This is a genomic window from Tessaracoccus lubricantis (assembly GCF_039544535.1).
GTDB classification, from domain to species: domain Bacteria; phylum Actinomycetota; class Actinomycetes; order Propionibacteriales; family Propionibacteriaceae; genus Arachnia; species Arachnia lubricantis.
On record NZ_BAABLV010000041.1, the window covers coordinates 156,476 to 181,438 of the forward strand.

The window sequence follows — 24,963 nt, forward strand, 5'->3', positions numbered from 1 at the left end:
GTCCTTCCTCAGTGGCCCATGCCGAGGCCGCCGTCGACGGGCAGCACGGCTCCGGAGATGTAACCCGCGCCGTCGGAGGCGAGGAACAGCGCGGCCCGCGCCACGTCGTCGACGCTGCCGAGGCGGCCCGCGGGGATGCGCTTGTTGTAGTCGGCGATGAGGTCGTCCCCCAGCACCGCGGTCATGTCGGTCTCGATGAACCCGGGCGCGACCACGTTGGCGGTGATGTTGCGGGTGCCGAGCTCACGGGTGAGGCTGCGGGCCATGCCCACCAGCGCCGCCTTCGACGACGAGTAGTTGATCTGGCCGGGCGAGCCGAGCAGGGCGACCACCGACGAGATGAGGATCACGCGGCCGAAGCGGGCCCGAGTCATCTTCTTCGAGGCGCGGCGCACGACGCGGAAGGTGCCGGTGAGGTTGGTGTCGATGACGGCGTTCCAGTCGTCGTCGGACATGCGCATGAGCAGCGTGTCCTTGGTGACGCCGGCGTTGGCGACGACGACCTCCACGGGGCCGAGCTCGGCCTCGACCTGGTCGAACGCCTGGTCGACCTGGCCCTGGTCGGTGATGTCGCACGTGACGCCCAGCACGCCGTCAGGCACCCCGCCGGAGCGGTACGTCGCGGCGACGCGGTACCCGGCGTCGCGGAAGGCCTCGGCCATCGCCCGGCCGATGCCCTTGGAGCCACCGGTGATCAGTACTACGCGTCCCTGTTCTTCAACCACGGAGAGCAACTTACCCGAACGTGAGTTGCGCCTGCGAGCACTGCAGCCGGTGTCGAGACGACGACTAGACTGAACCCCATGGCCAGGACGAACGACGCAGCGCTGATCACCAGCGCCGGCCGCAGTCGCAGCCTCGACCTGGAGGAGCGGCAGAAGCGCTACCTCATCACGATGGGCGTGCGCACCGCGCTGTTCGTCGCGTTCCTCGTCGTGCCGGGCTGGTGGAAGGTCGTCACGCTCGCCCTGGCCTGTGTGCTCGCCCTGGCGGCAGTGCTGTTGGCCAACCAGGTCGACCACCATCCGCCGCCGGCCGCCCCGCACGATCCGGCCGTCGACCCCCGTGCACTCACCACCGGCGACGTGGTGCAGGGCACGCTCGAGGAGGACGATTCGTGACCCGGAAGCAGGTCCTGCGCTACGTCGCGATCGCCGTCATCGGTGTTCTGCTGGCCTTCACCTTCGTGCAGCTGGGCCGCTGGCAACTCGACCGCCTCGACCAGCGCCGCGAGCGCAACGCCACCGTCGTGGCGCACGAATCGGAGGCGGTGCGGCCCTACACCGAGGTGATGACCGGGGAGATCGGTGACGACGACCAGTGGTTCCGCGTCACGGCCACGGGCCGGTACCTGCCGCAGCAGTACCAGGTGCGCTACCGCTCGCTCGACGGGGCCTACGGCTCGGAGTTCCTCGCCGTGCTGGAGACCGAACAGGGGCACCACCTGCTGGTCAACCGCGGCTTCGCGCCCCGGCAAGGTGCTGCCCCCGCCGCGGAGCTGCCCGCGTTGCCCACCGGCACCGTCGAGGTCACCGGGTTCGTGCAGCGCAACCAGCGCGGCGACGAGAACGCCATGACCCCGCACGACGGCCAACTGCGCCTCATCAACTCCGACGTGCTGGGCCGCGCGACGGGGCTGGACCTCATTGACGGGTACGTGTCGCTGATCGAGTCGTCCCCCGCCGACGACGGCGGCCTCACGCCGCTCGGGCCCCCCGCGCTGGACGAGGGCAACCACTTCTCCTACGCGCTGCAGTGGTTCGCCTTCACCGTCATCGGCGTCATCGGCCTCGTGGTCCTGATCCGCGGCGACGTCCGCGAGCGCCGGAAGGCGCGTCGCCGGCCGGTTGCGCCCGCGAGCCCGCTGGTTGAGCCCGCGAGCCCTGCCAGCACGCTGGTTGAGCCCGCGAGCCCTGCCAGCACGCTGGTTGAGCCCGCGAGCCCTGCGAGCGGTGTCGAAACCCCCCGCGCCGACGAGCGGACCCGATGACGGACCCGTTCAACTGGTTGGCCTGCCCGCACTGCACGAGCCCGCTGTCCCGGGAGGGCGGCACGCTGCATTGCGCAACAGGGCACAGCTTCGACGTGGCGCGGCAGGGGTACGTGAACCTGCTCGGCCACACTGCACCGAAGAACGCCGACACCCCTGCCATGCTCGATGCGCGCGCCCGGGTGCTGGCCTCCGGGCTGTTCGACCCCGTCGCCGACGCCGTGGCCGCTGCCGCCTCCACCGCCACCCGCATCCTCGAGGTGGGCGCCGGCACCGGCTTCTACCTGGCACGCGCCCTCGACGCCCTGCCGCAGGCCGCCGGCCTGGCCACCGACGTCTCGGTTGCCGCGGCCAAGCGCGCCGCGCGGGCACATCCGAGGGCCGCCTCGGTGGTTGCCGACACCTGGGCGGGCCTCCCCGTCGCCGAGCACGCCGTCGACGCCCTCCTGTGCGTGTTCGCCCCGCGCAACCCCGCCGAGTTCTCCCGCGTCCTGGCGCCGGGAGGCAGCCTCGTCGTCGTGGTGCCGCTCCCCTCGCACCTGCAGGAGATCCGGGCCCGGCACGGCCTGCTCGACGTCCCCGACGACAAGGCCGGGGCCGTCGCCGCCGCCTTCCCGGGCTGGCCGGTGTCGGCCACGGCGGTGGAGCGCACCGTCGACCTCTCTGCCGAGCAGGCCCGCGACCTGATCGCCATGGGCCCCAACGCCTTCCACGCCGCGCCCGAGCAGGTCGACGGAGGCACCTGCACGGTCGCGGTGACCGTACTGCGTCTGACCCAGCCGGGTTCACGGCACGTCGGATAGGCTCTCGAGAGAGAGAGAGAGAGAAGTACTTGGGGGTTTTTCCGGATGAGTTCCACCGGCACGCGCCACGACGAGCGCAACTGCGCCCGCACGTAGCAACGGGTCCACACGTGTACCCGATTCCGCGGGGCGGGTGCCCGATCCGTGGCCCACGTCCATCACTAGGGTGTGCCGCATGACGTTGGCCTCGATGGCACGCAATCGCTGGGGATTCGGCCTGGGCACGCTGGGTCGCGACATGGTCGCGGCCCTGGTGTCGATGTACCTCATGTTCTACCTGACCGACGTCCTCGACGTCAGTGGCAGGCAGTTGGCAGTGGTGACGGTCATCCTCGTGGTGATGCGGGTCTTCGACGCGGTCAACGACCCCATCATGGGCGTGATCGTCGACAACACCCACACGCGGTGGGGCAAGTTCAAGCCCTGGATCTTCTGGGGCGGCCTGCTGTGGGGCATCGGCACGTTGCTGATGTTCTTCGACACGGGGGTCGACGGTTGGGGCTACGTGATCCTGTTCGCGGTGCTCTACCTCGTGTGGGAGATCGCCTTCACCATCAACGACATCGCCTACTGGTCCATGCTGCCGTCCCTGACGCTGGACCAGAAGGAACGCGAGCGCATCGGGGTGGTCGCGCGCATCTGCGCCAACGTCGGCCTGTTCTCCGTGGCCGTGGGCCTCGTGCCCCTGACCGGCTGGTTGACGGCGGTCCTGGGCTCCGAGCGCACCGCCTGGTTCGTGTTGGCGTTGGGGCTGGTGCTCATCATGCTGGCCTTCCAGTCGCTCAACCTCGTCCTCACCAGGGAACGCGTCACCGCACCGCCGCAGGCGACCCCGCTGCGCGAGCTGTTCTCCGTGATCTTCCGCAACGACCAGCTGCTCTGGGTGACGGTGGCGATGGTGGCCTACATGGGCGGCTACATCACCACCACGTCGTTCGGGTTGTACTACTTCAAGTACATCTTCGGCGACGAGGGCGCCTACTCGCTGTTCGCCGCCGTCCTGGGCGTGACGCAGGTGGCCGCGCTCGCCGCGTTCCCGCTCGTGTCCAAGGTGCTGCGCCGCAGGCAGATCCACCTGCTCGCCACCGTCCTGTGCCTGGCGGGCTACGCGGTGTTCCTCTTCTCCGGCACCTCGCTGGCGATGGTGGCCGTCGCCGGCGTGCTGTTGTTCAGCGGCCAGGGTGCGGTGCAACTCCTGATGGTGATGTTCATCGCCGACTCCGTCGAGTACGGCGAGTGGAAGCTCGGGCGCCGCAACGAATCCGTGACCTTCTCGCTCCAGCCGTTCATCTACAAGTTCAGCAACGCGGTGGCCAGCGGCATCGTGGGCGCCACGCTCATCATCTCGGGCATCGACGAGGCCACCAGTGCAGCGGACGTCTCCGACGACGGCAGGCTGACGCTGCGGCTGTCGATGCTGGTGCTGCCGGCGATTCTCATGGCCGGCAGCTACCTGATCCTGCGCGCGCGGTACAAACTTGACGAAGAGTTCTACGCCCGCATCGTCCGCGAAGTGAAGGAGCGCCATGTCGTACAAGCTGGTGACCAAGCGCAGCACGATCAATGACCTGTACCGCAACCCGGTCGGCCGCGACATCATCGACAAGCTGTTCCTGCAGACCGGGTACCCGCGGCGCCTGATCTACCTCTTCGCAGGGCTGCCCATCTGGGTGGTGGAGAAGGTCACCGAGCCCGTCACTGGGCCCGGCATGGTCGACATGATCCTCAACCTGGTCAACAGCGAGACCGAGCGACCGCTGAAGGGGCGCGCGCCGGACCCGACGCCGTGGTGGCGCGAGGCCGTCATCTACCAGGTCTATCCCCGCTCGTTCGCCGACTCCAACGGCGACGGCGTCGGCGACATCCGCGGCATCATCGGCAAGCTCGACTACCTCCAGCACCTCGGCGTCGACTGCCTGTGGCTCTCGCCCATCTTCGACTCCCCCAACGAGGACATGGGCTACGACGTGCGCGACTATCGGGCCGTGATGGAGGAGATGGGCACCCTCGACGACGTGGACGAACTCATCGCCGAATGCCACGCGCGGGGCATGCGGATCATCCTCGACCTGGTGGTCAACCACACCTCCGCCCAGCACGAGTGGTTCCAGAAGGCCATCGCCGATCCCGACGGCAAGTACGGCGGGTACTACTTCCTGCGAAAGGGCTCCCCCGACACACCGCCCAACAACTGGCGCTCGTTCTTCTCCGGCCCTGCATGGCGCTGGATCCCGGAGGCCGAGCGCTGGGCGCTGCGCCTGTTCGCGGAGGGGCAGGTGGACCTCAACTGGGACAACGAGGACGTGCGCGCGGAGGTCGCCGACATCGTGACCTGGTGGATGAAGCGCGGCATCGACGGCTTCCGGCTCGACGTCATCAACTACATCTCGAAGGCACCGGGCCTGCCCGACGGCCACCCGTTCATCGGCGACCTCCTCGAGTTCGTCGGCGTCGAACACTATTTCTACGGGCCGCGCCTGCACGAATTCCTCCGGGGTCTCCGCCGCGAGGGCTTCACCCGCCGCGAGGCGCCCGCCTCCACCCCCCGTCGCCGCCTCCCCGACGGCACCCTCGGGGATCCGCTGCCGCCCGACATGATCGGCCTCATGGTGGGCGAGACGCCGGGCATCGGCATGGAACTGGGGCGGCTGCTCAGCGGCTACGGCCGCGGCGAGATGGACCTCATCTTCAACTTCGACGTGCTCGACAACCCCGGCACCACGCGCTGGCACACCTATGACTACAAGCTCTGGTACCTCAAGCGCTTCTACCGCGCCTATGACCGGCACCTGTCACCCAACGACTGGATCGCGGTGTTCCTCGACAACCACGACAATCCGCGCATGCTGTCGAAGTTCGGCGGCGGCAGGGAGTCCGACCCGGCGGTGCGCACGGCGATCGGCAAGATGCTGGCCACCATCCAGCTGACGATGCGCGGCACCCCGTTCCTCTTCCAGGGCCAGGAACTCGCCGCGACGAACCACGCGTTCGAGGACGTCGAGCAGTTGCGCGACGTAGAGTCCATCAACCGGCACGCAGACCTGCTCACGGCAGGCATCAGCCCGTCGGACGCGTGGCGCGAGATCCTCGCGGGCACCCGCGACCACGCCCGCGTGCCCCTCCGCTGGGACCCCGACGGCGGCTTCAGCGAGGCGCCCGCCTGGCTGGCCGGCACGGACACGACGCCGGGCTTCTCGGCCGCCGAACAGATGGAGGACCCGGACTCGGTGTTCGCGTGGCACCGGGCGTTGATCGCGCTGCGCCGCAAGTTCCGGGCCCTCACGCTCGGCGACCTCCGCTGGGTGCACCGGCAGAAGAAGTACTACTTCGGCTACCAGCGCACACTGGGCAGGCAGCGTTTCCTCATCGAATGCAACACCTCGGACCGGCCGCGGAAGCGCCCGCACGTCCGGGGCACCATCGTGCCGGTCCTGGGAGGCCCCCGCGGCCCCGTGATGGAGCCGTGGGAGGCGATCGTCAGCCGGATCTACTGAGCCGCAGGCCTCACAGACCGAGGAACGCGCGCATCTCCGCGCACGCCGCCTCGGCACGCTCCTGGGTGGGCAGCTCACAGAAGATGCGCAGCAGCGGCTCGGTGCCGGAGAAGCGCGCGATGATCCAGCCGTCCTCGAAGTAGACCTTGGCGCCGTCGCGATACGACACGTCGACGACCTTCTCGGTGAACTCGGGCAGCTTCTTCTCCACCATGAGGGTGTTGAGGATCTCCGGCTTGCGCTCCGGCGGGAACGAGAAGTCGGTCTCGGCCATGTAGTGGGGGTCGAACTGTCCGGTGATCTCCTCGTAGATCTGGCTCATCGGCTTGCCCACCACCGCGATCATCTCGACCAGCAGTGCGGCGGCGTAGATGCCGTCCTTGCCGGAGATGTGGCCGCGAACCGTCAGGCCACCAGAGGACTCGCCGCCGATGATGGCGTCGGTCTCGAGCATCTTGCCCGAGATCCACTTGAAGCCCACCGGCACCTCGTAGGACTCCTCACCGAACCGCTTGGCCACGTCGTCGAGCAGCGACGTGGTGGCCACGTTGCGCACGACGGCACCCTTCCAGCCCTTGTACTTGAGGAGGTAGTAGTAGAGGATCACCAGCAACTGGTTGGGGTGGAGGAAGTTGCCCTTGTCGTCGATGACGCCGATGCGGTCGGCGTCACCGTCGGTGGCGATGCCCAGGTCGCACTTGTTGTCCACCACATAGCGCTTCAGCGATTCGAGCGTGGCGCTGGTCGGCGACGGCATCCGCCCGCCGAACAGCGTGTCGTGCCGATCGTGGATGACCTCGACGTCGGCGCGGGCGGTCATGAGGATGGTCTGCAGCGACGTCTTGGACACGCCGAACATCGGGTCGAGCGCGATCTTGAGGTTGGCGTCCTTGATGGCCTGCATGTCGACCTGGTCGATGATCGAGTCGATGTACCCGTTGAACGGGTTGATCTCGGTGATCTTGCCGGCGGCCAACGCCTTGGCGTAGTCGATGTGGCCGATCTCGTCCTCGCCTGCTCCCTCGAGCTGCGTCATGCGGCGCTCGACGTCGTGCGTGATCTCCTCGTCGGCGTCCTTGCCCCCGGCGGTGAACACCTTGATGCCGTTGTAGAGCGCGGGGTTGTGCGACGCGGTGATGGCCATGCCGTAGGGCAGGCCCTGGTCCTTGACGGTCCACATGATCATCGGCGTGGGCGCCTGCGCGACCTTGATGACCTGGGTGCGGATGCCCTCGCCTGCGAACACCTCGGCGGCCCAGTGCGCGGCCACGTCGGAGAGGAAGCGCCGGTCGTAGCCGATCACGATGCCCGGATCCTGGGCCCCTTCTGACTTGATGCGCTGCGCGAGCGCCCCGCACAGCAGTCGAACGTTGCTGCGGATGAATTCGTCGCCGATGATCGCGCGCCATCCGCCGGTACCAAAGTTGATTCTCGCCACGTCCCTCACCCTAGACCCGCCTGCCCGTGCAGTGCGCGGAGGTGTCCCCGAAGCGAGCGAATGCGCACGAAATGTGAACGTTCTACGCGAGATCGATCAGTTCGGCGTAGTCATCCGACCAGAGGTCCTCGACGCCGTCGGGAAGGATCAGCACCCGGTCGGGTTGCAGGGCCTCCACCGCCCCGGGGTCATGGGTCACCAGCACGACGGCGCCGGCGTAGGTCTTGATCGCGCTGAGCACCTCGGCCCGCGACGCCGGGTCGAGGTTGTTGGTGGGCTCGTCGAGCAGCAGCACGTTGGCGGCCGAGACCACCAGCATGGCCAGCGCGAGCCGCGTCTTCTCACCGCCGGAGAGCACCTTGGCGGGCTTGTCCACGTCGTCGCCGGTGAACAGGAACGACCCGAGCACCTTCCGTACCTCGGTGTCGCCCAGGTTGGGGGACGCCGAGACCATGTTGCTCAGCACGCTGCGGTTCACGTCGAGCGTCTCGTGCTCCTGCGCGTAGTAGCCGATGCGTGCGCCGTGGCCCAGCTCGACCCGCCCGGCGGACGGCTCCTCGATGCCGCTCAGCAGCCGCAGCATCGTGGTCTTGCCCGCACCGTTGAGCCCCAGGATGACCACCTTCGAGCCCTTGTCGATGGCCAGGTCGACCGCGGTGAACACCTCGAGCGAGCCGTAGGACTTGCTGAGGTCGAAGCCGCGCAGCGGCGTCTTGCCGCACGGCGCGGGCTCCGGGAACCGGATCTTGGCGACGGCGTCGACCTGCCGCTCCCCCTCGACGGAGGCCAACAGCTTCTCGGCCCGCCTGGCCATGTTCTGTGCGGCCACGGCCTTGGTGGCCTTGGCGCGCATCTTGTCGGCCTGTTGCATCAGCTGGCTGGCCTTGCGCTCCGCGTTGGCCAGCTCTCGCTTGCGGCGCCGCTCGTCGGTCTCGCGCTGCAGGAGGTAGCGCTTCCAGTTCATGGAGTAGATGTCGAGTTCCGAGCGGTTGGCGTCGAGGTGGAAGACCTTGTTGACCACGGCGTCGAGCAGTTCGGTGTCGTGCGAGATGACGATGAGGCCGCCCGAGAAGCCCTGCAGGTAGCTGCGCAGCCACACGATCGAGTCGGCGTCGAGGTGGTTGGTGGGCTCGTCGAGCAGGAGGGTGTCGGCGTCGGAGAACAGGATGCGCGCCAGCTCGATGCGGCGACGCTGGCCGCCCGAGAGCGTCTTCAGCGGCTGCGCGAGGATGCGGTCCGGCAGGCCGAGGTTGGCCGCGATGCGCGCGGCCTCCGACTCCGCCGCATACCCGCCCGCCGCGACGAACGCGGCCTCCGCCCGGGAGTAGGCCGCCATGGCGTCCTCCCGGACGCGCCCCTCGGCCGTGGCCATGGTCTCCTCGGCCTTGCGCATGCGGGCCACCACGGTGTCGAGGCCCCGCGCGCCGAGCACGCGGTCGCGGGCGAGTTGTTCGGGGTCGCCGGAGCGCGGGTCCTGCGGCAGGTAGCCCAACTGGCCCGCGCGCGTCACGGCGCCGGCTGCGGGCTGGCCCTCGCCGGCGAGGATGCGCGTGAGGGTGGTCTTGCCCGCACCGTTGCGGCCGACGAGGCCGATGCGGTCGCCGTTGATGACCTGGAAGCTGACCGGGGACAGCAGCAGGCGCGCTCCCGCGCGTACTTCGATGTCCTTGACCTGCAGCACCGGTCCAGTCTTCCTCCCCGCGCCCCGATCGGCAAACCGGACACCGTCGACGAGCGACACCGGAGCCTGCGCGCCGGTGGTTTGGCCCGCAGTTGCAGCGCAGTGTTGAATGACATCGTTCCCTTCCCGTCCTCACCCCAGGGGCCGCCCCGTGCGCAGGCAGATCCGTCGTCTCATCCCGCCCCTGGCCCTGGGCGTGGTCGCCCTGCTGGTGGGCACCTCGGTGCCCGCCCTCGGTGACCCGACGGTGCCGCCGACGCCCCCGGAGCAGGGCGTCTCGGCGCGCTTCCCCGGCACCCCGAAGTGGTTCGTCGAACTGACCTCCGAGCCCACGACGACCGGCGGCAACCGTTCCACGATCCAACGCCAGCAGCGCGACGTGCGCGAGACCATCCGTCGGGCCAGCCCGGGAGCGGCGATCGGGCGCACCTACCAGAGCCTGTTCAACGGGTTCTCGGTGGAGGCCGACGCCGCCGAGATCTCGCGGATCGAGGACCTGACCGGGATCAAGGCGATCTACCCGGTGTTCCCCGTCTCCGTCCCCGAGACCCGTCAGACCACCACGCCCAGCGCCGTCCCGCCGCTGGAGGTGACCGGCGCCTCCATCGCGCAGGGCACGCTGGGACTCTCCGGCCGGGGCGTGAAGGTGGGCATCATCGACACAGGCATCGACCTCGACCACCCCGACCTGGGCGGCGACGGCACACCCGGCGGCACGGCCTTCCCCTCGGCGCGGGTGGCCTACGGCTACGACTTCGTCGGCGACGCCTACGGCGTGGGCTCCGACGGCCCGGTGCCCGACCCGCGGCCCGACGACTGCCAGGGCCACGGCACGCACGTCGCCGGCATCGTCGGGGCCAACGGCCAGGTGACGGGCGTCGCGCCGGAGGCCACCTTGGGCGCCTACCGCGTCTTCGGGTGCGACGGCGGCACGGAGACCGACGTCATCCTCGCGGCCATGGAGCGCGCCCAGGCCGACGGCATGGACGTGGTGAACCTGAGCCTCGGCGCCTCCTTCGAGGCGTGGGCCGAGTACCCGACCGCGCAAGCAGCCGACCGGCTGGCCGCCTCCGGGGTGGTCGTCGTGGCTGCGGTCGGCAACGACGGGGAGTACCTCGGTCAGTCGCTGGGCGCGCCAGCCACCGGCCACGACGTCATCGCCGTGGCGGCCTTCGAGAGCGAGACGACGCCGACCCCGGCCGGGTTCTCGTCCTGGGGGCTGGCCGCCGACCTCACCCTGAAGCCCGACGTGGGTGCGCCCGGCGTCGGCATCTGGTCCACCATGCCGCTCGAGAAGACGTCGCGCCACGGCGGGATGTCGGGCACCTCCATGGCCTCGCCCCACGTGGCCGGCGCGGTCGCGCTGCTGCTGGAGGCCCACCCCGGGCTGACGCCGGCCGAGGCGCTGGCGAGGCTGCAGAACACGGCGAGGGCCGCCGACCGGAAGCCGACTGCTCAGCAGGGCGCGGGGCTGATCCGTGTCGACAGGGCGGCCACGACGGCGGCGCTGGTGACGCCGTCGAAGATCTCGGCGGGCGAGTCGGCCGACGGTCCTCGCACCACCACCCTGACCATCAGCAACCCGTCGACGACGGCGGTCACCTGGACGCCGACGCACCAGCCCGTCGACACCAGCCGCCCTGCGCCCGGGGGCGGCCTCACCCAGAACACGCTCACGCTGGGCGCCGAGCAGGCCCGCGTGACGTTCAGCCGCGCGTCGGTCACGGTGCCGCCCGGCCGCACCGCGGAGCTGACCGTGACCATCGACGCCCCGGCGGCCGCCGTGACCGGCACCGTGTACGGCGGCTTCGTCGTGCTCACCCCCGACGTCGGTGAGCCCCGCCGCGTGCCGTTCGCGGGCATGGCGGGCGACTACGGCAGCGTCGAGCTGCTGCCGTCGATGAACAAGGGGCTCACCACGCTGGCCAACGCCAGCTGCAGCGCCAGCTGGGGCCCGATCTGCTTCGACGAGAACCCCGCGTGGAGCGCTGCCGACCAGGGCGCCGGCTTCGGCCCGTCGCGGCTCCCCAGCGTCGCCCTGCACCTGGCGTACCCGGCGCGCAGCCTCCAGTTCGCGGTGTTCCGGGCAGACTCGAAGGGCCTCCCCGTGGCGTCCAGCCGTGAGGGCCTGCTGCGGTGGGACAGGATGGGGCGCTCGCCCGGGGTGCTGCTGCTCACCTGGGACGGCCTGCAGCAGACCGCGGACGGGTTGAAGCCCGCCCCTGACGGCAGGTACGTGCTGGGACTCGCGGTCGAGGCGCCCGACGGCGACGGCCGCATCCAGCAGTGGTACTCGCGCGCCTTCAGCTATGGGCAGGTCGCCTCGTCCCCTACACCGACACCCACCACCAGCCCGACGCCGACCGGCAACCCGACGCCCACCCGCACCCCGACGCCGACGGCGAGCCCCTCACCCTCGTCGACCCCGGCCCCGAGCAGCCCGTCGAGCCCGACGCCGACCCGGACCGCGACCGCCACCCCCGGCCCGACGAAGCCGCCGGCCAAGCAGTTCCAGCGCACCGCGCCCTACACGCTCGCCGGGACGCACAGCTACAACGGCCGCCAGTGGTTCACGCAGTGTGAGCCGTACTCCGCCACGGAGCGGTGCCGCACCGACATCTGGGCCACGGTGGTGGTCATCGAGGACGGCCAGTTCGTGCGCCGCAACGGCTGGGCGTTCAACAACCTCACGTACCTGCCGCTGATGACCCGCAGCGCGTGGGGCGCCAACCCCCTGGCCCACCATGACATGGACGGGTTCACCTCCGGCGGCCGCCAGTGGCGCACGGAGTGCGACACCGCGCAGACCGGCAGGGGCGCCTGTCGCTCCTACACGCTCACCACCGTCTACTCGGCGACTCCGTCGGCCTCGGGCGGTTACCGCTTCGGCCAGGCCAACGCCTGGGTGTTCAACAACATCGTGATGTTCAGCTGACGGGCTCCACGAGCTGGGGCCCCTCGGTGCCCACCTTGTTCACCTCGCGCGACACCTTGCGGTGCCCCAGGTCCAGCGGGGCGGTCAGCATCGCGACGGCGGCGTCACCGTCGGTCAGGTGCGGGTCCAGCCAGTCGTCCCAACTGTCGCGCGGCACCACCATGGGCATGCGGTCGTGCACCCAGCCGTACTCGTCGGTGGCCTCGGTGGTGATGATGGTCGTGGTCGACAGCCAGCCGTCGGGCCCCTTCCAGAACTCGTACAGCCCGGCCATCACCATGAGGCCCGACGGCGGGGTGAGGAAGTACGGCTGCTTGACGGGCTTCTTCGCGCCGGCCAGTTCCTCCTCGCGCCACTCGTAATAGCCCAGCGCCGGTAGCAGGCAGCGCCGCGCTGCGGCCGCTCGCCGGAAGGAGGGCTTCTTCGTCACCGTCTCCATGCGTGCGTTGATCAGTCGGGCTCCCCCGCTGGCCGACTTCGACCAGCTGGGCACCAGGCCCCACGTGAGCGGCACGAGCTTCCGGGTGACCTCGCCGTCCTTCTCGCGCTCGACCACGGCGGGCACGACGTCGGTGGGTGCGATGTTGAAGCGGGGGGTGGCCACCTCCGCCATCTCGTCGTCGATGAAGGAGATCTCGAACTCCTCCACCAGCTCGCTGGGGTTGGCCGTCGCGGCATACCGTCCACACATGACATCAAGGCTAGTAGGGTGCTTCCATGAGTCTCTTGCGATTCGTAGCCCGAAGCCTGTTCGCCAGCTACTACATCTCCGAAGGTGTCAAGGCGGTGACCAAGCCCGCAGACACCGCGCCGGACGCCGAGGCGTTCACCCACAAGGTGGCCCCGCTCATCCAGCGCGTGGTGCCCGCAGACCTTGCGTCATACGTCCCCGAGAAGGCAGAGACCTGGGTGCGGATCTCGGGCGTGGCCCAGATCGTGGGCGGCGCCATGTTCGCCACCGGCCTCGGCCGCCGCATCGGTGCGCTGCTGCTGGCGAAGGCCAGCGTGCTGAACCTGGCCGTCTCGATGCCCGGCAAGCACGCCACCCAGGAGGCCAAGGAGCACGCCCGCCCGGAGATTCTGCGCAACGCGGCGCTGCTCGGAGCGGCCGTGCTCGCAACGCAGGACCTCCAGGGCCGGCCCAGCCTCGCATGGCGTTCCGCACACGCTGCCAAGGTGACGGAGAAGAAGGTCTCCGCCATCAGCAGCGACGTCAGCCGGAAGGCCCGCAAGCAGGCCAAGAAGCTCAGCAAGAAGATCGAGGCCGTTACTCCTTGACCAGCCAGCCCCTCCCCTCCGCCTCCTCCCCCGTCGTGGGGGAACTGACTGTCCCGGGCTCCAAGTCGGAGACCAACCGCGCGCTGGTGCTCGCCGCGCTCGCCGACGGGCCCAGCACGCTGCGCGGTGTCCTCGACTCGCGCGATTCACGGTTGATGATCGAGGCGCTGCGCGCGCTCGGTGTCTCGCTCGAGCCGGACGGGGAGGCGCTGCGCGTCATCCCGCCGGTACGGTTCCGCGGCGCCGCCGACATCGACTGCGGCCTCGCCGGCACCGTCATGCGATTCGTGCCGCCCATCGCGCTGCTTGCTGACGGGCCCAGCTCGTTCATCGGTGACCCGCACGCCTCCGAGCGTCCCATGGCCCCCATCCTCGACGGCCTGCGGCAGCTCGGCGCGCTCGTGTCGGCAGACGCCATCCCCTTCCGCCTCGTGCCGCCGGCCAGCCTCGGCTCCGAGGCCTCCGTCGACGCCTCGGGCTCCAGCCAGTTCGTCTCCGGGCTGTTGCTGATCGGCGCCCTCCTCCCCAGTGGCCTGACCGTCCGGCACACCGGTGAGAGGCTCCCCTCGCGCCCGCACATCGCCATGACGGTCGAGATGCTGCGGGCCCGTGGGGTGCACGTCGAGGAGCCCGACGAGCGCACGTGGGTCGTCGCCCCCGGCACCATCGCAGCCCGTGACCTCACGATCGAGCCGGACCTCACCAACGCCTCGGTGTTCCTGGCCGCTGCAGCAGCCACGGGCGGACGGGTCACGGTGCCCGGCTGGCCGAGTAGCTCACTGCAGCCGGGTGCGCTCTTCCTGGAGATCGCCGAGCGCATGGGCGCCACCGTCGAACGCGACGCCGACAAGGTCACCGTCAGCGGCCCCGAGCAGCTGCGCGGCATCGACGTGGACCTCACCACCGCATCTGAGCTCACCCCGTCGATCGCGGCGCTCGCCGCGGTGGCGGACGGCACCACCCGGATCCGCGGCGTGGCGCACATCCGGGGCCACGAGACTGACAGGCTCGCCGCGCTCGTCGCCGAGTTGCGCAAGCTCGGCATCCGCGCAGAGGAGACCGACGATGGGCTCACCATCGAGGGCGGCACCGGCCTCACGCGGGCCGAGGTCGAGACCTACGCCGACCATCGCATGGTCCACTTCGCGGCGCTCGTGGCACTGAAGCAGCCCGGCATCACGGTCACGGACCTCCAGTGCGTCTCCAAGACCATGCCGGCCTTCCCCCAGGACTGGGCGAGGCTGGTCGGTTGAACAACCGCTGGGAGAAGCACGATCGCGACGTCGAGGACTTCGACCGGCCACGTCGCCGCACCCGGCCGCGCACCAAGGAACGCCCCGACTACTCGGCGCTGCCCGTCGCGCGCGTGATCTCGGTGGACCGCGGCCGGTACCGGTGCCTGCTGGACGGGCGGCACGTCACCGCGGTGCGCGGCCGGCTGATCGACCGCAAGGGCGGGGTGGTCGTCGGCGACAACGTGCGCCTCGACGGCGACGTCAGCGGCGAGGAGGGCAGCCTCAGCCGCATCGTGGAGGTGCTCGAGCGCTCCACCATGCTGCGCCGCAGCGCCGACGACGCCGACTCCTTCGAGCGGCCCATCGTCGCCAATGCGGACCAGCTGTTCATCGTGACGGCGCTGGCGGACCCACAGCCCCGGATGGGCATGATCGACCGCATCCTCGTGGCGGCCTACGACGCACGCATCGAGCCGGTGCTGTGCCTGACGAAGGCGGACCTGGCCTCGCCCGACGAACTCAAGCACGCCTATGAGCCGCTGGGCGTCCCGATCCTGGTCACCGAGCCCGACGCCGACCTCAGCGAGATCCGCGACGCCATCGGGGGCCGGGTGACGGTGTTCGTCGGCCACTCGGGCGTCGGCAAGTCCACCCTGGTGAACAGGCTCATCCCTGACGCCAACCGCGCCACCGGCGAGGTGAGCGAACTCACCGGCAAGGGGCGCCACACGTCCACCTCGGCGCTCGCCATGGAGCTGCCCGGCGGCGGCTGGATCATCGACACGCCGGGCGTGCGCTCGTTCGGCATCATGCACGTCTCCCCCGAATCCGTGGTCGGCGCCTTCCCCGACCTGAGGGAGATCGCCGAGGACTGCCCACGCGGCTGCAAGCACGAGACCGGCGCGGTGGACTGCGCCTTCGATGACGCCGTTGCCGACGGTCGGCTGTCGCCGGAGCGGCTCGCGTCGTTCCGGCGGATGGAAGCGGCCTTCATCTGACGTTCCCGCTACGGTGGGGTCATGGCACAAACCAAGGACCTCACCGACGACGTGCGCCTTGCGCACCTCATGGCAGACGACGCCGACTCGCTCTCGATGAGCAGGTTCAAGGCGCTGGATCTCCAGGTCCGTTCGAAGCCCGACGCCACGCCCGTCACGGAGGCCGACACCGCCGTCGAGGAGGCGATCCGACGCACGCTGGCCCGCACCCGTCCCCGTGACGCGGTGCATGGCGAGGAGTTCGCCGACAGTGGCGACTCGCCGCGCCGCTGGATCATCGACCCGATCGACGGCACCAAGAACTATCTGCGCGGCGTACCGGTCTGGGCCACCCTGATCGCGCTCGAGGTGGAGGGCCGCATCGTCGCCTCCGTCGTGTCGGCCCCCGCGCTGGGCCGCCGCTGGTGGGCCTCCGAAGGTGGCGGCGCCTACACCGGCCGATCCATCCTCAACGCCACCGAGTTGCGCGTCAGCAAGGTATCGCAGGTGGAGGACTCGTCGCTGTCCTACTCCGACATCGCGGAGTGGGTGGACTCCGGCAAGGGCCAGGGCTTCATCGACCTCATGCGGGCGTCGTGGCGCACCCGGGCCTACGGCGACTTCTGGAGCTACATGCTGGTGGCAGAGGGCTGCGTCGACGTGGCGGCCGAGCCGGAGCTCGAGCTGTACGACATGGCCGCGCTCGACATCATCGTGCGTGAGGCGGGCGGCCGCTTCACGAACCTGAGCGGCGAGGACGGCGTGAAGGGCCCGGGGGCGCTGGCCACCAACGGGCTCCTCCACGACGCCGCGCTGAACTACCTCCGCTGACGGGGTCGGCCGGGCTCAGAGCACCCGGACGCGCAACGTCTCGTCCAGCCCCTCGAGCTCGGCCAGCAGGCCGTCGACGTCGGCCGCGGCGATGTCGGTGATGGCGTAGCCCAGCGCACCCTTCGTCGACAGCGTCTGCGACAGGATGTTGATGTCGTGCTTGGCCAGCAGCGAGTTGAGGCGCGCCATGACACCCGGCACGTTGTGGTGCAGGTGGACGATGCGACGCTCGCGCAGCGGGCCGGCCGCCACCTCGGGCAGGTTGACGCTCATCGACGTGGACCCGGTGGTCTCGTAGTCGTTGATCTTGCCGGCGACGTAGCGGCCGATGTCCTCCTGCGCCTCCTGGGTGGAGCCGCCCACGTGCGGGGTGAGGATGACGTTGCTGAGGCCCTGCAGCTTCGAGACGAACGGCTCGTCCTTGCTCTTGGGCTCCGTGGGGAACACGTCGATGGCGGCGCCGGCGATGTGGCCGCTGACGAGGTTGTCGTGCAGCGCGTCGAGGTCGACGACGGGGCCGCGGCAGAGGTTGAGGAACAGCGAGCGCGGGCGCATCTTGGCGAACTCGGCGGCACCGAACATGTTCTTGTTCTCGGAGCGGCCGTCGACGTGCAGCGAGATGGTCTCCGCCGAGCCCAGCAGTTCGTCGAGTGAGCCGACGCGGCGGGCGTTGCCCAGCGCGAGGCGGTCGGCGATGTCGTAGAAGAGCACCCGCATGCCCAGGGCCTCCGCCACGATCGACAGCTGCGAGCCGATGTTGCCGTAGCCGACGATGCCGAGCGTGCGGCCGCGCACTTCGTGCGAGCCGATGGCGGACTTGTCCCAGACGCCGTTGTGCATGTCGCGGTTGCGGTCGGTGAGGCGGCGCGCCATGGCGATGATCTCGCTGATGGCCAGCTCCACGACCGAGCGGGTGTTGGAGTACGGCGCGTTGAACACCGCCACGCCCAGTTCGGTGGCGGCCTCGAGGTCGATCTGGTTGGTGCCGATGCAGAAGGCGCCCACGGACTGCAGCTCGGTGGCCGACTCGAGCACCTGGCGCGTCACGTGCGTGCGCGATCGGATCCCGAGGTAGTCGACGCCGTCGAGGGCGGCGATCAGGTCTCGCTCGGCGAGGGCGCCGGAGCGGGTCTCCACCTCGAAGCCCTTGGCCTCGAGGGATTTGGCTGCGTCTGCATGGATGTTCTCAAGGAGGAGTGCCTTCACGAGGGGCCACTTTACGCTCCCCGGCGGGTGCGCCGCTCGGGCGTCCAGTCCAGTCCGCTACCAGCTAAAGCGTCAGCGTCGCGTCCACCAGCGCCCGCGTGTAGGGGTGCTGCGGGCTGTCCAGCACGTCGCCGACGGCGCCCTGCTCGACGATCCGACCGCGTTCGACGACCAGCACGCGCTCGCACATGTGCCGCACGATCGCAAGGTCGTGCGAGACCAGTACGAGCGCCAGCGAGCGCTCCGCGACCTCGTCGGTGAGCAGGTTGAGCACCTGGGCGCGCACCGAGACGTCGAGGGCCGAGACCGGCTCGTCGGCGACGAGGAAGGCGGGGTCTGAGATCAGCGCACGGGCGATGGCGATCCGTTGGCGTTGCCCGCCCGAGAGTTGGTGCGGGTAGCGCTCCAGCATGCCGGCGTCGATGCCCACTCCCTGCAGCGCCCCTGCCAGGACGTCGACGGTGGGCGCGGGCACGTCGCCGCGCCCCTGCAGCACCGGCGAGCGCAGCGGTTCGGCCACGATGTCGCGCAGCCTCATCCGGGGGTTGAGCGAGGAGTTGGGGTCCTGGAACACCATCGACGCGGCGGCCCGGAGCCAGCCCCGACGACGCTCCGGGAGGCTGACGATCGAGCGGCCGTCGAACAGCACGTCCCCCTCTGACGGGGGCACGAGGCCCAGCATCAGCCTGGCCATCGTCGTCTTGCCGGACCCTGAGCCGCCGACCACCCCCACGCGTTCGCCCGGCCGGATCACCACGTCGGACGGGTGCAGCGCCACGAAGGGCCTGCCGCCGCGCCGGTAGGTGACGCCCGCGCCGCGCAATTCGACGATGCTCACTGCCCCTCCACCCGGTAGAAGTCGGCCACCGACGGGAGGCGCTGCCCGGGCGGCACCCGGTCGATCCGCGCCGAGGCGATGAGGCCCCGCGTGTACGGGTGGCGAGGCTGCGCGATGACGGCCTCGATGGGGCCCTCCTCGACGATCCGGCCCTCCAGCATCACGACGACGCGAGTGGCGGTCTGGCGCACGACGGCGAGGTCGTGCGAGACGAAGATGGCCGAGCGGCCCTCGAGCTGCTCGCGCAGCAGCGCGAGGATCTGCCGCTGCACGAGCACGTCCAGCGCCGTGGTGGGCTCGTCGCACAGCACGAGGCGTGGCTGGTTCGCCAGCGCCATCGCGATCAGCGCGCGCTGCCGTTGGCCGCCGGACAGCTCGTGGGGGAACGAATCGGCGATGCGCTCCGGCTCGTCGATCCCGACCCGGCCGAGCCAGGTGAGCACCTCCCCGCGGATGCCGCCGCGCCTGTCGCTGTGGTGCAGCGCCACGACCTCACCGATCTGGCGCCCCACCCGCATCGTCGGGTCGAGCGCGGTCATCGGTTCCTGGAAGATCATCGCCAGGTCGTCGCCGCGCAACCCGCGGTACTCCCGCTCGCCCAGCCCGACGAGCTCGCGGCCGCCGAACCGGATGGAGCCGCTGACCACGGCGTGTTCCGGCAGCAGGCCCATGATCGCCAGGGCCGTGACCGACTTCCCCGACCCCGACTGCCCGATGATGCCCAGAGTCTCCCCCGCCGCGACGGTGAACGAGACGCCGTCGACGGCCTTCTGCCTGCGGCGGCCGAACGTGACCGTCAGGTCGGTGACCTCCAGGGTCGGTGCGTCGGTGGCGGGGGTCATCGCAGCTCCCTCAGCCGGGGGTCGAGCAGGTCGCGCAGGCCGTCGCCGAGCAGGTTGAAGCCCATCGTGGCCACGGCGATGGCCAGGCCCGGCCACAGCGCCTGCACCGGCTCGCTGAAGATGTAGTCCTGCGCCTCGCGCAGCATGCGGCCCCACGTCGGCTCCGAGGCCCGCGAGCCGAGCCCGAGGTACGAGAGGCCTGCCTCCGCGAGGATGGCGATGCCGAAGCTGACGGAGGCCTGCACCCCCAACACCGGGGCGATGTTGGGCAGGACGTGACGCACCGCCACGGACCGCCCGGGCGTGCCGCTCAGGCGCGCCGCCTCGACGTAGCCCTGCGCCATCACCTGCAGTGTCGCCGCGCGCGCGATCCGGACGAACGCCGGGATGGTGGCGATCGAGATGGCCAGCATCGCCGTCCAGGTGGAGCCGCCCAGCGCGGCGGCGAAGAGGATGGCGAGCAGGAGCGCCGGGAATCCGTACAGGATGTCGGCGAGCCTGGCGGGGATCTCCCCGACCCAGCCGCGCTTCATGCCGGCGAAGATTCCGGCGGGCACGCCGACGAGCGCGGCACCGCTGACCGACACGATGCCCACGAGGAGCACGATCTTGGCGCCGTTGATGATGCGCGAGAAGATGTCCGCGCCGAACCCGTCGGTGCCCAGGAGGTGCGGCCAACCGGGGCCAAGCAGCCGGTCGCCCACCATTGCGGTGGGGCTGTACGGCGTCCAGAAGATCCCCACCACCGCCAGCAGCACGATGACGGCGATGAGGGTGAGCCCCGTGTGGAGGGTGGCGCGCTTCATGGGGTCTCAGCCGCCCGTCGCAGCCGCGGGTCGATGAGTTGGTAGGTGACGTCGACGACGAAGTTGATCACCAGCACGCTCCAGACCAGCAACAACACGATGGCCTGGACGACGGCGAGGTCGCGCTGCGAGACGGCCAGCAGGAGTGCGGAGCCCAGGCCCGGCAGGGCGAAGACCTGTTCGATGATGATGGCCCCCACCAGCAGCGTGGCCAGCTGCAGGCCGATGACCGTCAGCAGGGAGATCGCGATGTTGCGCAGGCCGTGCCTGAACAGGGCCCCGCCGCGCGACCAGCCGACGGCACGCGCCGTGCGGAAGTAGTCCTCCTGCATCACCTCGACCACCGACGAGCGGACGTACCGGGAGATCACGCTGCCCTGCACCAGGGCCAGTGAGATCACGGGCAGGATGAGCCGGGTCAACCACTGCCCCACCGAGTCCCAGTAGGAGACGTACCCGCCCGCGGGGAGCCACCGCAGCTGGATGGCGAAGATGATCACCAGCCAGATGCCTGCCCAGAACGCCGGGACGGCCAGCCCCACCTGGGACAGCGCCGAGACGACCGCGCCGTCGGCGTGCCGCCGTCGGACCGCCGCGTACGCGCCCACCGGCAATGCGACGAGCACCGCGACGAGCATGCCGAGGATGGTCAGCGACAGCGTCACCTCGAGGCGGGCGGCGATCAGCGGTGCGACGGCGCGCCCGCTGATGTAGGACGCGCCGAAGTCGAACCGCAGCACGCCCCACAGCCACTCGAGGTAGCGCAGCATGAACGGGCGGTTGAGCCCCAGGCGCTCGCGCAGCGCCTCCGCCTCGCCCGGTGCCGCGTTGGAGCCCAGGATGATCTGCGCCATGTCCCCCGGCAGCGCGTTGGCCACCACGAAGATCAGGAACGACGCCAGTAGGAGGCTCGCCAGCAGCCAGGCCGCCCGTACCAGCACCCGCCGCAGGGCCACCCGGGATCAACCCTTGGCGAGCATCGTCAGGTCGAACGACAGGGAGATCTGGTTGACCTGGACGCCCGAGATGTCGGGGGTGGTGATGATGATGCTGGGCAGGAGGAACAGCCAGTCGGCGGCCGCGTCGTCGGAGAGCAGCCGGGCGGCCTCCTTCAGCTTGGCGACCTGCTCGTCCTCCGTCAGCGAGGCGTCAGCCTCCTCGAGGAGGCGGTTGTAGTCGGGGTTGTCGTAGCCCCAGTAGTTCCCCTCGAAGGAGAATGCGGTCATGTCGCGGGGCTCCACGTGGGCCACGATCGTCATGTCGTAGTCGTGGTTGGCGTAGACCTGTTCCAGCCAACGGCCCCACTCGAGTTCCTCGACGACCACGTCGATGCCCACCTCGCCCAGCTGCTCCGCGATGAATCGGGCCGACGGCGGTGCGTACGGCAGCACCGGCACTCGAAGGCGCAGGGTGAGCCCTGTCTCGTGGCCGGCCTCCTTGAGCAGTTCGCGTGCCTTGGCGGGGTCGTAGGGGTAGGCCTGCGACAGGTCCTCGTACCAGGGGTCGGTCGGCGGGACGTGGGAGCCGATCAGCGGTCCGATGCCGGCCCACACCGCGTCGACGAGGGTCTGCCTGTCGATGGCGTGGTTGATCGCCTGGCGGACCTTGAGGTCCTGCAGCGGCGCCGACCCGTGGTTGAAGCCCAGGACGACCTCACCGGTGGTGGTCCCCTCGTGGATGGTGTAGCGCGACTCGTCGCGGAACTGCTCGATCGACTGCGGCACGGTGAGGTTCGAGATGATGTCGAGTTGGCCGGACAACATCGCCGCGTTCATGGCATTGGGGTCGGAGTAGTAGCGGAAGTACACGTCGGTGAAGCGCCCGGGGGTGCCCCAGTAGGCGTCGTTGGAGGCGAGCCGGATGTAGGAGCCCTCCTCCCACTCGCCGAAGGTGTACGGGCCGGAACCGGCCGGGGTGGTGTTGATCGTGGCGAAAGCGGCAGGGTCGGCGACGATGCCCATGGGGCCGCTGAGGTCATACAGCCAGGCGTGCGACGGCCGGGTCAGCGTCACCTCGACGGTGGCGGGGTCGACGGCCTCGATGGTGTCGACAGGGCCCCACTTGTCACGGATCTGCGCGGTGGCCGTCTCGCCCCGGTTGCGCTCGAAGTTGGCCACGACGGCCTCTGCGTCCAACGGCGCACCGGAGGCGAACTTCGCACCGGGGTCGAGCGTGAAGGTGTAGACCAGCGAGTCGTCGGAGACGGTCCATTCCGTGGCCAACAGCGGCTTGATGTTGGCGTCGGAGTCGACCTTCACCAACGTCTCGTAGACGTTGTAGAGCAGCACGAACGGGGTGCCGGCGCCGGCGACGGTGATGGGGTCGAGTCCATCGGGGCGCGTGGTCACGCCGATGTTCAGCGTGCCGCCCTCCGTCGGCGACCCGGTGTCGGGCCGCGTACAGGCGCTCAGCACGATCGACGCTACGAGGGCCAGGATGACGGCCACCGACAGGCTGCTACGGCGCATGTGTGGTGTTCCCTTCGAGGGGGGCTGGAGCGTCATCAGTGTATCCAGACCCGATGACCCCTGACCCGTCGCGCGCCACCAGTACGGGGGGCACCAGCACGCCCCGCAGTTCCACCGCCGGGTCCGCGATCTGCCGCAGCACCATGTCGAGCACGGTGGCGGCCACGTCCTCGACCGGCTGCACCATGCTGGAGATGCCCAGTTCGCGGGCGACGGGGGTGTTGTCGAACCCGATGATCCAGCGGCCGGACGCTCCCCGGCGACGCAGCACGGTGTAGGCCCCCAGCGAGAGCGTGTCGGACGCGCAGACCACGGCCGTGGCTCCCCTCGCGAGCAGTTCCTTCATGCCCTCCGCGCCGTCGTCGACCGTGTCCTCCACCTCCACGGCCAGCTGTTCCTCCGCGGCCGCGGACAGGCCGAGGGCGCCGGCCCAGCCGGCCCGCCTGTCCTTGCCCACCGGGGAGCCGTCGGACCACCCCAGGTAACCGATGCGCTCGTGGCCCTGGGCGCGCAGGTAGGCCGCCGCCTCGGCGGCGCCGGCCCGTCCGTCGACGTCCGCCCAGCGGCCGTGGTCCACCGACCCCCAGGGTCGGCCGAACGACGCGAACGGGACGCCGGCCTCGGTCAGCTGTGCCGGCCTGGTGTCATCGAGCCACGTGTCGGTGAGGATGCACGCATCGATCGCGAGGGTGCGGCGCAGCTCGACGAGCTTGTCGACCTCCTCGTCGTTGGTGCGCGCCGGGAACAGCACGACGCGGTAGCCGCTCTGGTCTGCCCGCTCCACGAGCGAGTGGGTGAACGAGTCCATGATCGAGCCGCTGATGCCATTTCGGGGGTTGCTGAGCCTCAGCCCCAGCGCCATCGCGCGCTGGTTGCGCAGCGCGCGCGCCGCCGCGGACGGACGGTAGCCGGAACGCTCGATGGCCTCCTGGACCCGCGCCCGCGTCTCGGGGCGCACTCGGTCCGGGAAGTTGATGACGTTCGAGACCGTCTGCCGCGACAGGTTCAGCTCGGCGGCCAGGCTCGCCAGCGTGGGTTTGTTCATCTCACCCCCTTGATCGTTCAAGTTGGAGGCAATCGTGCTCCCGTATCCTGCGGCGGTCAAGCGACGCGGCCAACCGTTACCGACTCGTGTCGGCACCCCCAAAGCAAGAGCACTGCTCCCACACGTGGCATCATGGCCGGATGATGAGTGCACCCACCGCGGAGAACCCCGGCAAGCGCGCGCGCAAGCGTGCAGAGACCGAGCGCGCGATCCTCGACACGGGCCGTCGCCACCTGGCCCGCGACGGCGCCGCCGGGCTGTCCCTCAGGGCCGTCGCCCGCGACCTGGGCATGGTCTCCTCTGCCGTCTACCGGTACGTGGCCAGCCGTGACGAGTTGCTCACGCTGTTGATCGTGCAGGCCTACGACTCGCTCGGCGACGCCGTCGACGCCGCGCTCATTCCGGGCGCTTCGGCCGAGGAGCGCTTCCGCCAGATCGGGAGGGCGGTCCGTGCGTGGGCGCTCGACCATCCTGAGCAGTTCGCACTGGTGTACGGCTCCCCCGTCCCTGGTTACCATGCGCCGGGCGAGCAGACCGGGGGGCCTGGGACCCGCGTGACCAACCGACTGTTGGAGGCGTTCTCCGACATGGCCCCGGGACGCTCCGACGAGGACCCTCGAGCGGCGGCGGCACTGGCGCCGATCATGAGGATGGTGGGCCAGGTCCACCCCGGGCTTGGTGCCTCTGCGATGTCGAGGGGCCTGTCCGCTTGGCTCCTGGTGCTCGGGGCCGTGCGGGCCGAGTCGTTCGAGGAGTTCGGCGCGGACGCCTTCGCCGATCCGGCCGCATGGTTCGAGGTGGTCCTGGACCAGGCGCTCGAACTCCTGGGGAGGTGACCGGCGTCGAGGGCGCGATGGCCGGGCCGCAGATGCAGGAACTCCCGGCCAGTCACCTGGCCGGGAGTTCCTCCGGTAGTAGCGGGGACAGGATTTGAACCTGTGACCTCTGGGTTATGAGCCCAGCGAGCTACCGAGCTGCTCCACCCCGCGTCGCTCGTCCAACTATAGGGAAGCCCTCGCCAGAACACAAATCGGCGAGTTGACTCACGCTAGATGCCCGCGTAGGCCGATTCGTTGACTCATCTCAAGATGCCCGC

At 70.0% G+C, this 24,963-nt stretch carries 22 protein-coding genes and 1 tRNA gene; 11 read left to right on the plus strand and 12 right to left on the minus strand.

The annotated features are described in order from the left end of the window. Positions 1 to 8: 8 nt before the first annotated feature. Positions 9 to 725 (minus strand): 3-oxoacyl-ACP reductase FabG, encoded by a 717-nt coding sequence (fabG, locus tag ABEA30_RS14295; protein ID WP_345584007.1) that lies wholly within the window; start codon positions 723 to 725, stop codon positions 9 to 11. Between the two features lie 78 nt (positions 726 to 803). On the opposite strand from fabG, the gene ABEA30_RS14300 reads away from it, so the two are divergent. The 5 genes from ABEA30_RS14300 to ABEA30_RS14320 all read left to right on the plus strand — a co-directional run bounded on the left by ABEA30_RS14300 (position 804) and on the right by ABEA30_RS14320 (position 6,287). Beyond that, a complete protein-coding gene (locus tag ABEA30_RS14300) occupies positions 804 to 1,121 on the plus strand; it encodes a DUF3099 domain-containing protein (protein ID WP_345584009.1) in 318 nt (105 codons plus the stop codon). Beyond that, on the plus strand, positions 1,118 to 1,990 hold the full coding sequence (locus ABEA30_RS14305; RefSeq protein ID WP_345584011.1) for an SURF1 family cytochrome oxidase biogenesis protein: 873 nt from the start codon (positions 1,118 to 1,120) through the stop codon (positions 1,988 to 1,990). Before ABEA30_RS14300 ends, ABEA30_RS14305 begins: the two co-directional genes overlap by 4 nt. Beyond that, positions 1,987 to 2,793, plus strand: coding sequence for a putative RNA methyltransferase (locus tag ABEA30_RS14310; RefSeq protein ID WP_345584013.1), 807 nt, complete (start codon positions 1,987 to 1,989; stop codon positions 2,791 to 2,793). The genes ABEA30_RS14305 and ABEA30_RS14310 overlap by 4 nt, the downstream gene beginning before the upstream one ends. A 190-nt stretch (positions 2,794 to 2,983) precedes the next feature. After that, complete coding sequence (locus ABEA30_RS14315) at positions 2,984 to 4,360, plus strand: glycoside-pentoside-hexuronide (GPH):cation symporter (protein WP_345584015.1); 1,377 nt, start codon at positions 2,984 to 2,986, stop codon at positions 4,358 to 4,360. After that, the gene (locus ABEA30_RS14320; RefSeq protein WP_345584017.1) at positions 4,320 to 6,287 is read left to right on the plus strand and encodes an alpha-glucosidase; all 1,968 of its coding nucleotides are present in this window, start codon (positions 4,320 to 4,322) and stop codon (positions 6,285 to 6,287) included. Before ABEA30_RS14315 ends, ABEA30_RS14320 begins: the two co-directional genes overlap by 41 nt. 10 nt (positions 6,288 to 6,297) lie before the next feature. On the opposite strand, the gene ABEA30_RS14325 is transcribed toward ABEA30_RS14320, so the two are convergent. Together ABEA30_RS14325 and ABEA30_RS14330 are read right to left on the minus strand one after the other, a co-directional pair. Then, positions 6,298 to 7,725: a phosphoglucomutase/phosphomannomutase family protein gene (locus ABEA30_RS14325; RefSeq protein ID WP_345584019.1), complete on the minus strand. Its 1,428-nt coding sequence runs from the start codon at positions 7,723 to 7,725 to the stop codon at positions 6,298 to 6,300. 82 nt (positions 7,726 to 7,807) lie between these two features. Beyond that, complete coding sequence (locus ABEA30_RS14330) at positions 7,808 to 9,406, minus strand: ABC-F family ATP-binding cassette domain-containing protein (protein WP_345584021.1); 1,599 nt, start codon at positions 9,404 to 9,406, stop codon at positions 7,808 to 7,810. Positions 9,407 to 9,557: 151 nt separating this feature from the next. On the opposite strand from ABEA30_RS14330, the gene ABEA30_RS14335 reads away from it, so the two are divergent. Continuing rightward, the gene (locus ABEA30_RS14335) at positions 9,558 to 12,341 is read left to right on the plus strand and encodes a S8 family serine peptidase (protein WP_345584023.1); all 2,784 of its coding nucleotides are present in this window, start codon (positions 9,558 to 9,560) and stop codon (positions 12,339 to 12,341) included. Here ABEA30_RS14335 and ABEA30_RS14340 read toward each other — a convergent pair. Further along, positions 12,334 to 13,032: an SOS response-associated peptidase gene (locus ABEA30_RS14340; RefSeq protein WP_345584025.1), complete on the minus strand. Its 699-nt coding sequence runs from the start codon at positions 13,030 to 13,032 to the stop codon at positions 12,334 to 12,336. The two genes, ABEA30_RS14335 and ABEA30_RS14340, sit on opposite strands and share 8 nt — an antisense overlap. Positions 13,033 to 13,058: 26 nt before the next feature. On the opposite strand from ABEA30_RS14340, the gene ABEA30_RS14345 reads away from it, so the two are divergent. Genes ABEA30_RS14345 through hisN form a run of 4 tightly spaced genes read left to right on the plus strand, consistent with a single transcriptional unit; the run spans position 13,059 to position 16,662 of the window. Continuing rightward, the gene (locus ABEA30_RS14345; protein WP_345584027.1) at positions 13,059 to 13,619 is read left to right on the plus strand and encodes a DoxX family protein; all 561 of its coding nucleotides are present in this window, start codon (positions 13,059 to 13,061) and stop codon (positions 13,617 to 13,619) included. After that, on the plus strand, positions 13,616 to 14,872 hold the full coding sequence (gene aroA, locus ABEA30_RS14350) for a 3-phosphoshikimate 1-carboxyvinyltransferase (protein ID WP_345584029.1): 1,257 nt from the start codon (positions 13,616 to 13,618) through the stop codon (positions 14,870 to 14,872). The genes ABEA30_RS14345 and aroA overlap by 4 nt, the downstream gene beginning before the upstream one ends. Beyond that, entirely contained in the window at positions 14,869 to 15,852 is a 984-nt protein-coding gene (gene rsgA / locus ABEA30_RS14355) for a ribosome small subunit-dependent GTPase A (protein ID WP_345584031.1), read from the plus strand. Before aroA ends, rsgA begins: the two co-directional genes overlap by 4 nt. Positions 15,853 to 15,873: 21 nt before the next feature. Continuing rightward, positions 15,874 to 16,662: a histidinol-phosphatase gene (gene hisN / locus ABEA30_RS14360; protein ID WP_345584034.1), complete on the plus strand. Its 789-nt coding sequence runs from the start codon at positions 15,874 to 15,876 to the stop codon at positions 16,660 to 16,662. Positions 16,663 to 16,677: 15 nt separating this feature from the next. Here hisN and serA read toward each other — a convergent pair whose 3' ends face one another. From serA to ABEA30_RS14395, 7 genes are all read right to left on the minus strand, one after another. Beyond that, positions 16,678 to 17,868, minus strand: a complete 1,191-nt coding sequence (gene serA, locus ABEA30_RS14365; protein WP_345584036.1) for a phosphoglycerate dehydrogenase — start codon at positions 17,866 to 17,868, stop codon at positions 16,678 to 16,680. A gap of 64 nt (positions 17,869 to 17,932) precedes the next feature. Continuing rightward, positions 17,933 to 18,706: an ABC transporter ATP-binding protein gene (locus ABEA30_RS14370; protein ID WP_345584038.1), complete on the minus strand. Its 774-nt coding sequence runs from the start codon at positions 18,704 to 18,706 to the stop codon at positions 17,933 to 17,935. Further along, complete coding sequence (locus tag ABEA30_RS14375; RefSeq protein WP_345584040.1) at positions 18,703 to 19,548, minus strand: ABC transporter ATP-binding protein; 846 nt, start codon at positions 19,546 to 19,548, stop codon at positions 18,703 to 18,705. Before ABEA30_RS14375 ends, ABEA30_RS14370 begins: the two co-directional genes overlap by 4 nt. Then, positions 19,545 to 20,354 carry an ABC transporter permease gene (locus ABEA30_RS14380; RefSeq protein ID WP_345584042.1) on the minus strand — a complete coding sequence of 270 codons (810 nt, stop codon included), beginning with the start codon at positions 20,352 to 20,354 and terminating at the stop codon, positions 19,545 to 19,547. Before ABEA30_RS14380 ends, ABEA30_RS14375 begins: the two co-directional genes overlap by 4 nt. After that, complete coding sequence (locus ABEA30_RS14385; protein WP_345584044.1) at positions 20,351 to 21,310, minus strand: ABC transporter permease; 960 nt, start codon at positions 21,308 to 21,310, stop codon at positions 20,351 to 20,353. Before ABEA30_RS14385 ends, ABEA30_RS14380 begins: the two co-directional genes overlap by 4 nt. A gap of 6 nt (positions 21,311 to 21,316) precedes the next feature. Beyond that, complete coding sequence (locus ABEA30_RS14390; protein ID WP_345584046.1) at positions 21,317 to 22,822, minus strand: ABC transporter substrate-binding protein; 1,506 nt, start codon at positions 22,820 to 22,822, stop codon at positions 21,317 to 21,319. Continuing rightward, complete coding sequence (locus ABEA30_RS14395; RefSeq protein WP_345584048.1) at positions 22,812 to 23,867, minus strand: LacI family DNA-binding transcriptional regulator; 1,056 nt, start codon at positions 23,865 to 23,867, stop codon at positions 22,812 to 22,814. Before ABEA30_RS14395 ends, ABEA30_RS14390 begins: the two co-directional genes overlap by 11 nt. A 140-nt stretch (positions 23,868 to 24,007) precedes the next feature. Here ABEA30_RS14395 and ABEA30_RS14400 point away from each other — a divergent pair, with 140 nt between their 5' ends. After that, a complete protein-coding gene (locus ABEA30_RS14400; RefSeq protein WP_345584050.1) occupies positions 24,008 to 24,703 on the plus strand; it encodes a TetR/AcrR family transcriptional regulator in 696 nt (231 codons plus the stop codon). Positions 24,704 to 24,782: 79 nt separating this feature from the next. Here the strand turns inward: ABEA30_RS14400 and ABEA30_RS14405 are convergent. Continuing rightward, a tRNA-Met gene (locus ABEA30_RS14405) sits at positions 24,783 to 24,856 on the minus strand. Between the last annotated feature and the right edge of the window lie 107 nt (positions 24,857 to 24,963).

What these genes read in the sequence shown, in the direction of transcription:
- ABEA30_RS14375 (WP_345584040.1), bottom strand. Translation starts at nt 19,548, where the DNA reads ATGACCCCCGCCACCGACGCACCGACCCTGGAGGTCACCGACCTGACG.
- ABEA30_RS14390 (WP_345584046.1), bottom strand. Translation starts at nt 22,822, where the DNA reads ATGCGCCGTAGCAGCCTGTCGGTGGCCGTCATCCTGGCCCTCGTAGCG.
- ABEA30_RS14345 (WP_345584027.1), top strand. Translation starts at nt 13,059, where the DNA reads ATGAGTCTCTTGCGATTCGTAGCCCGAAGCCTGTTCGCCAGCTACTAC.
- ABEA30_RS14380 (WP_345584042.1), bottom strand. Translation starts at nt 20,354, where the DNA reads ATGAAGCGCGCCACCCTCCACACGGGGCTCACCCTCATCGCCGTCATC.
- ABEA30_RS14300 (WP_345584009.1), top strand. Translation starts at nt 804, where the DNA reads ATGGCCAGGACGAACGACGCAGCGCTGATCACCAGCGCCGGCCGCAGT.
- ABEA30_RS14400 (WP_345584050.1), top strand. Translation starts at nt 24,008, where the DNA reads ATGATGAGTGCACCCACCGCGGAGAACCCCGGCAAGCGCGCGCGCAAG.
- ABEA30_RS14315 (WP_345584015.1), top strand. Translation starts at nt 2,984, where the DNA reads ATGGCACGCAATCGCTGGGGATTCGGCCTGGGCACGCTGGGTCGCGAC.
- hisN (WP_345584034.1), top strand. Translation starts at nt 15,874, where the DNA reads ATGGCACAAACCAAGGACCTCACCGACGACGTGCGCCTTGCGCACCTC.
- ABEA30_RS14320 (WP_345584017.1), top strand. Translation starts at nt 4,320, where the DNA reads ATGTCGTACAAGCTGGTGACCAAGCGCAGCACGATCAATGACCTGTAC.
- ABEA30_RS14310 (WP_345584013.1), top strand. Translation starts at nt 1,987, where the DNA reads ATGACGGACCCGTTCAACTGGTTGGCCTGCCCGCACTGCACGAGCCCG.
- ABEA30_RS14340 (WP_345584025.1), bottom strand. Translation starts at nt 13,032, where the DNA reads ATGTGTGGACGGTATGCCGCGACGGCCAACCCCAGCGAGCTGGTGGAG.
- ABEA30_RS14395 (WP_345584048.1), bottom strand. Translation starts at nt 23,867, where the DNA reads ATGAACAAACCCACGCTGGCGAGCCTGGCCGCCGAGCTGAACCTGTCG.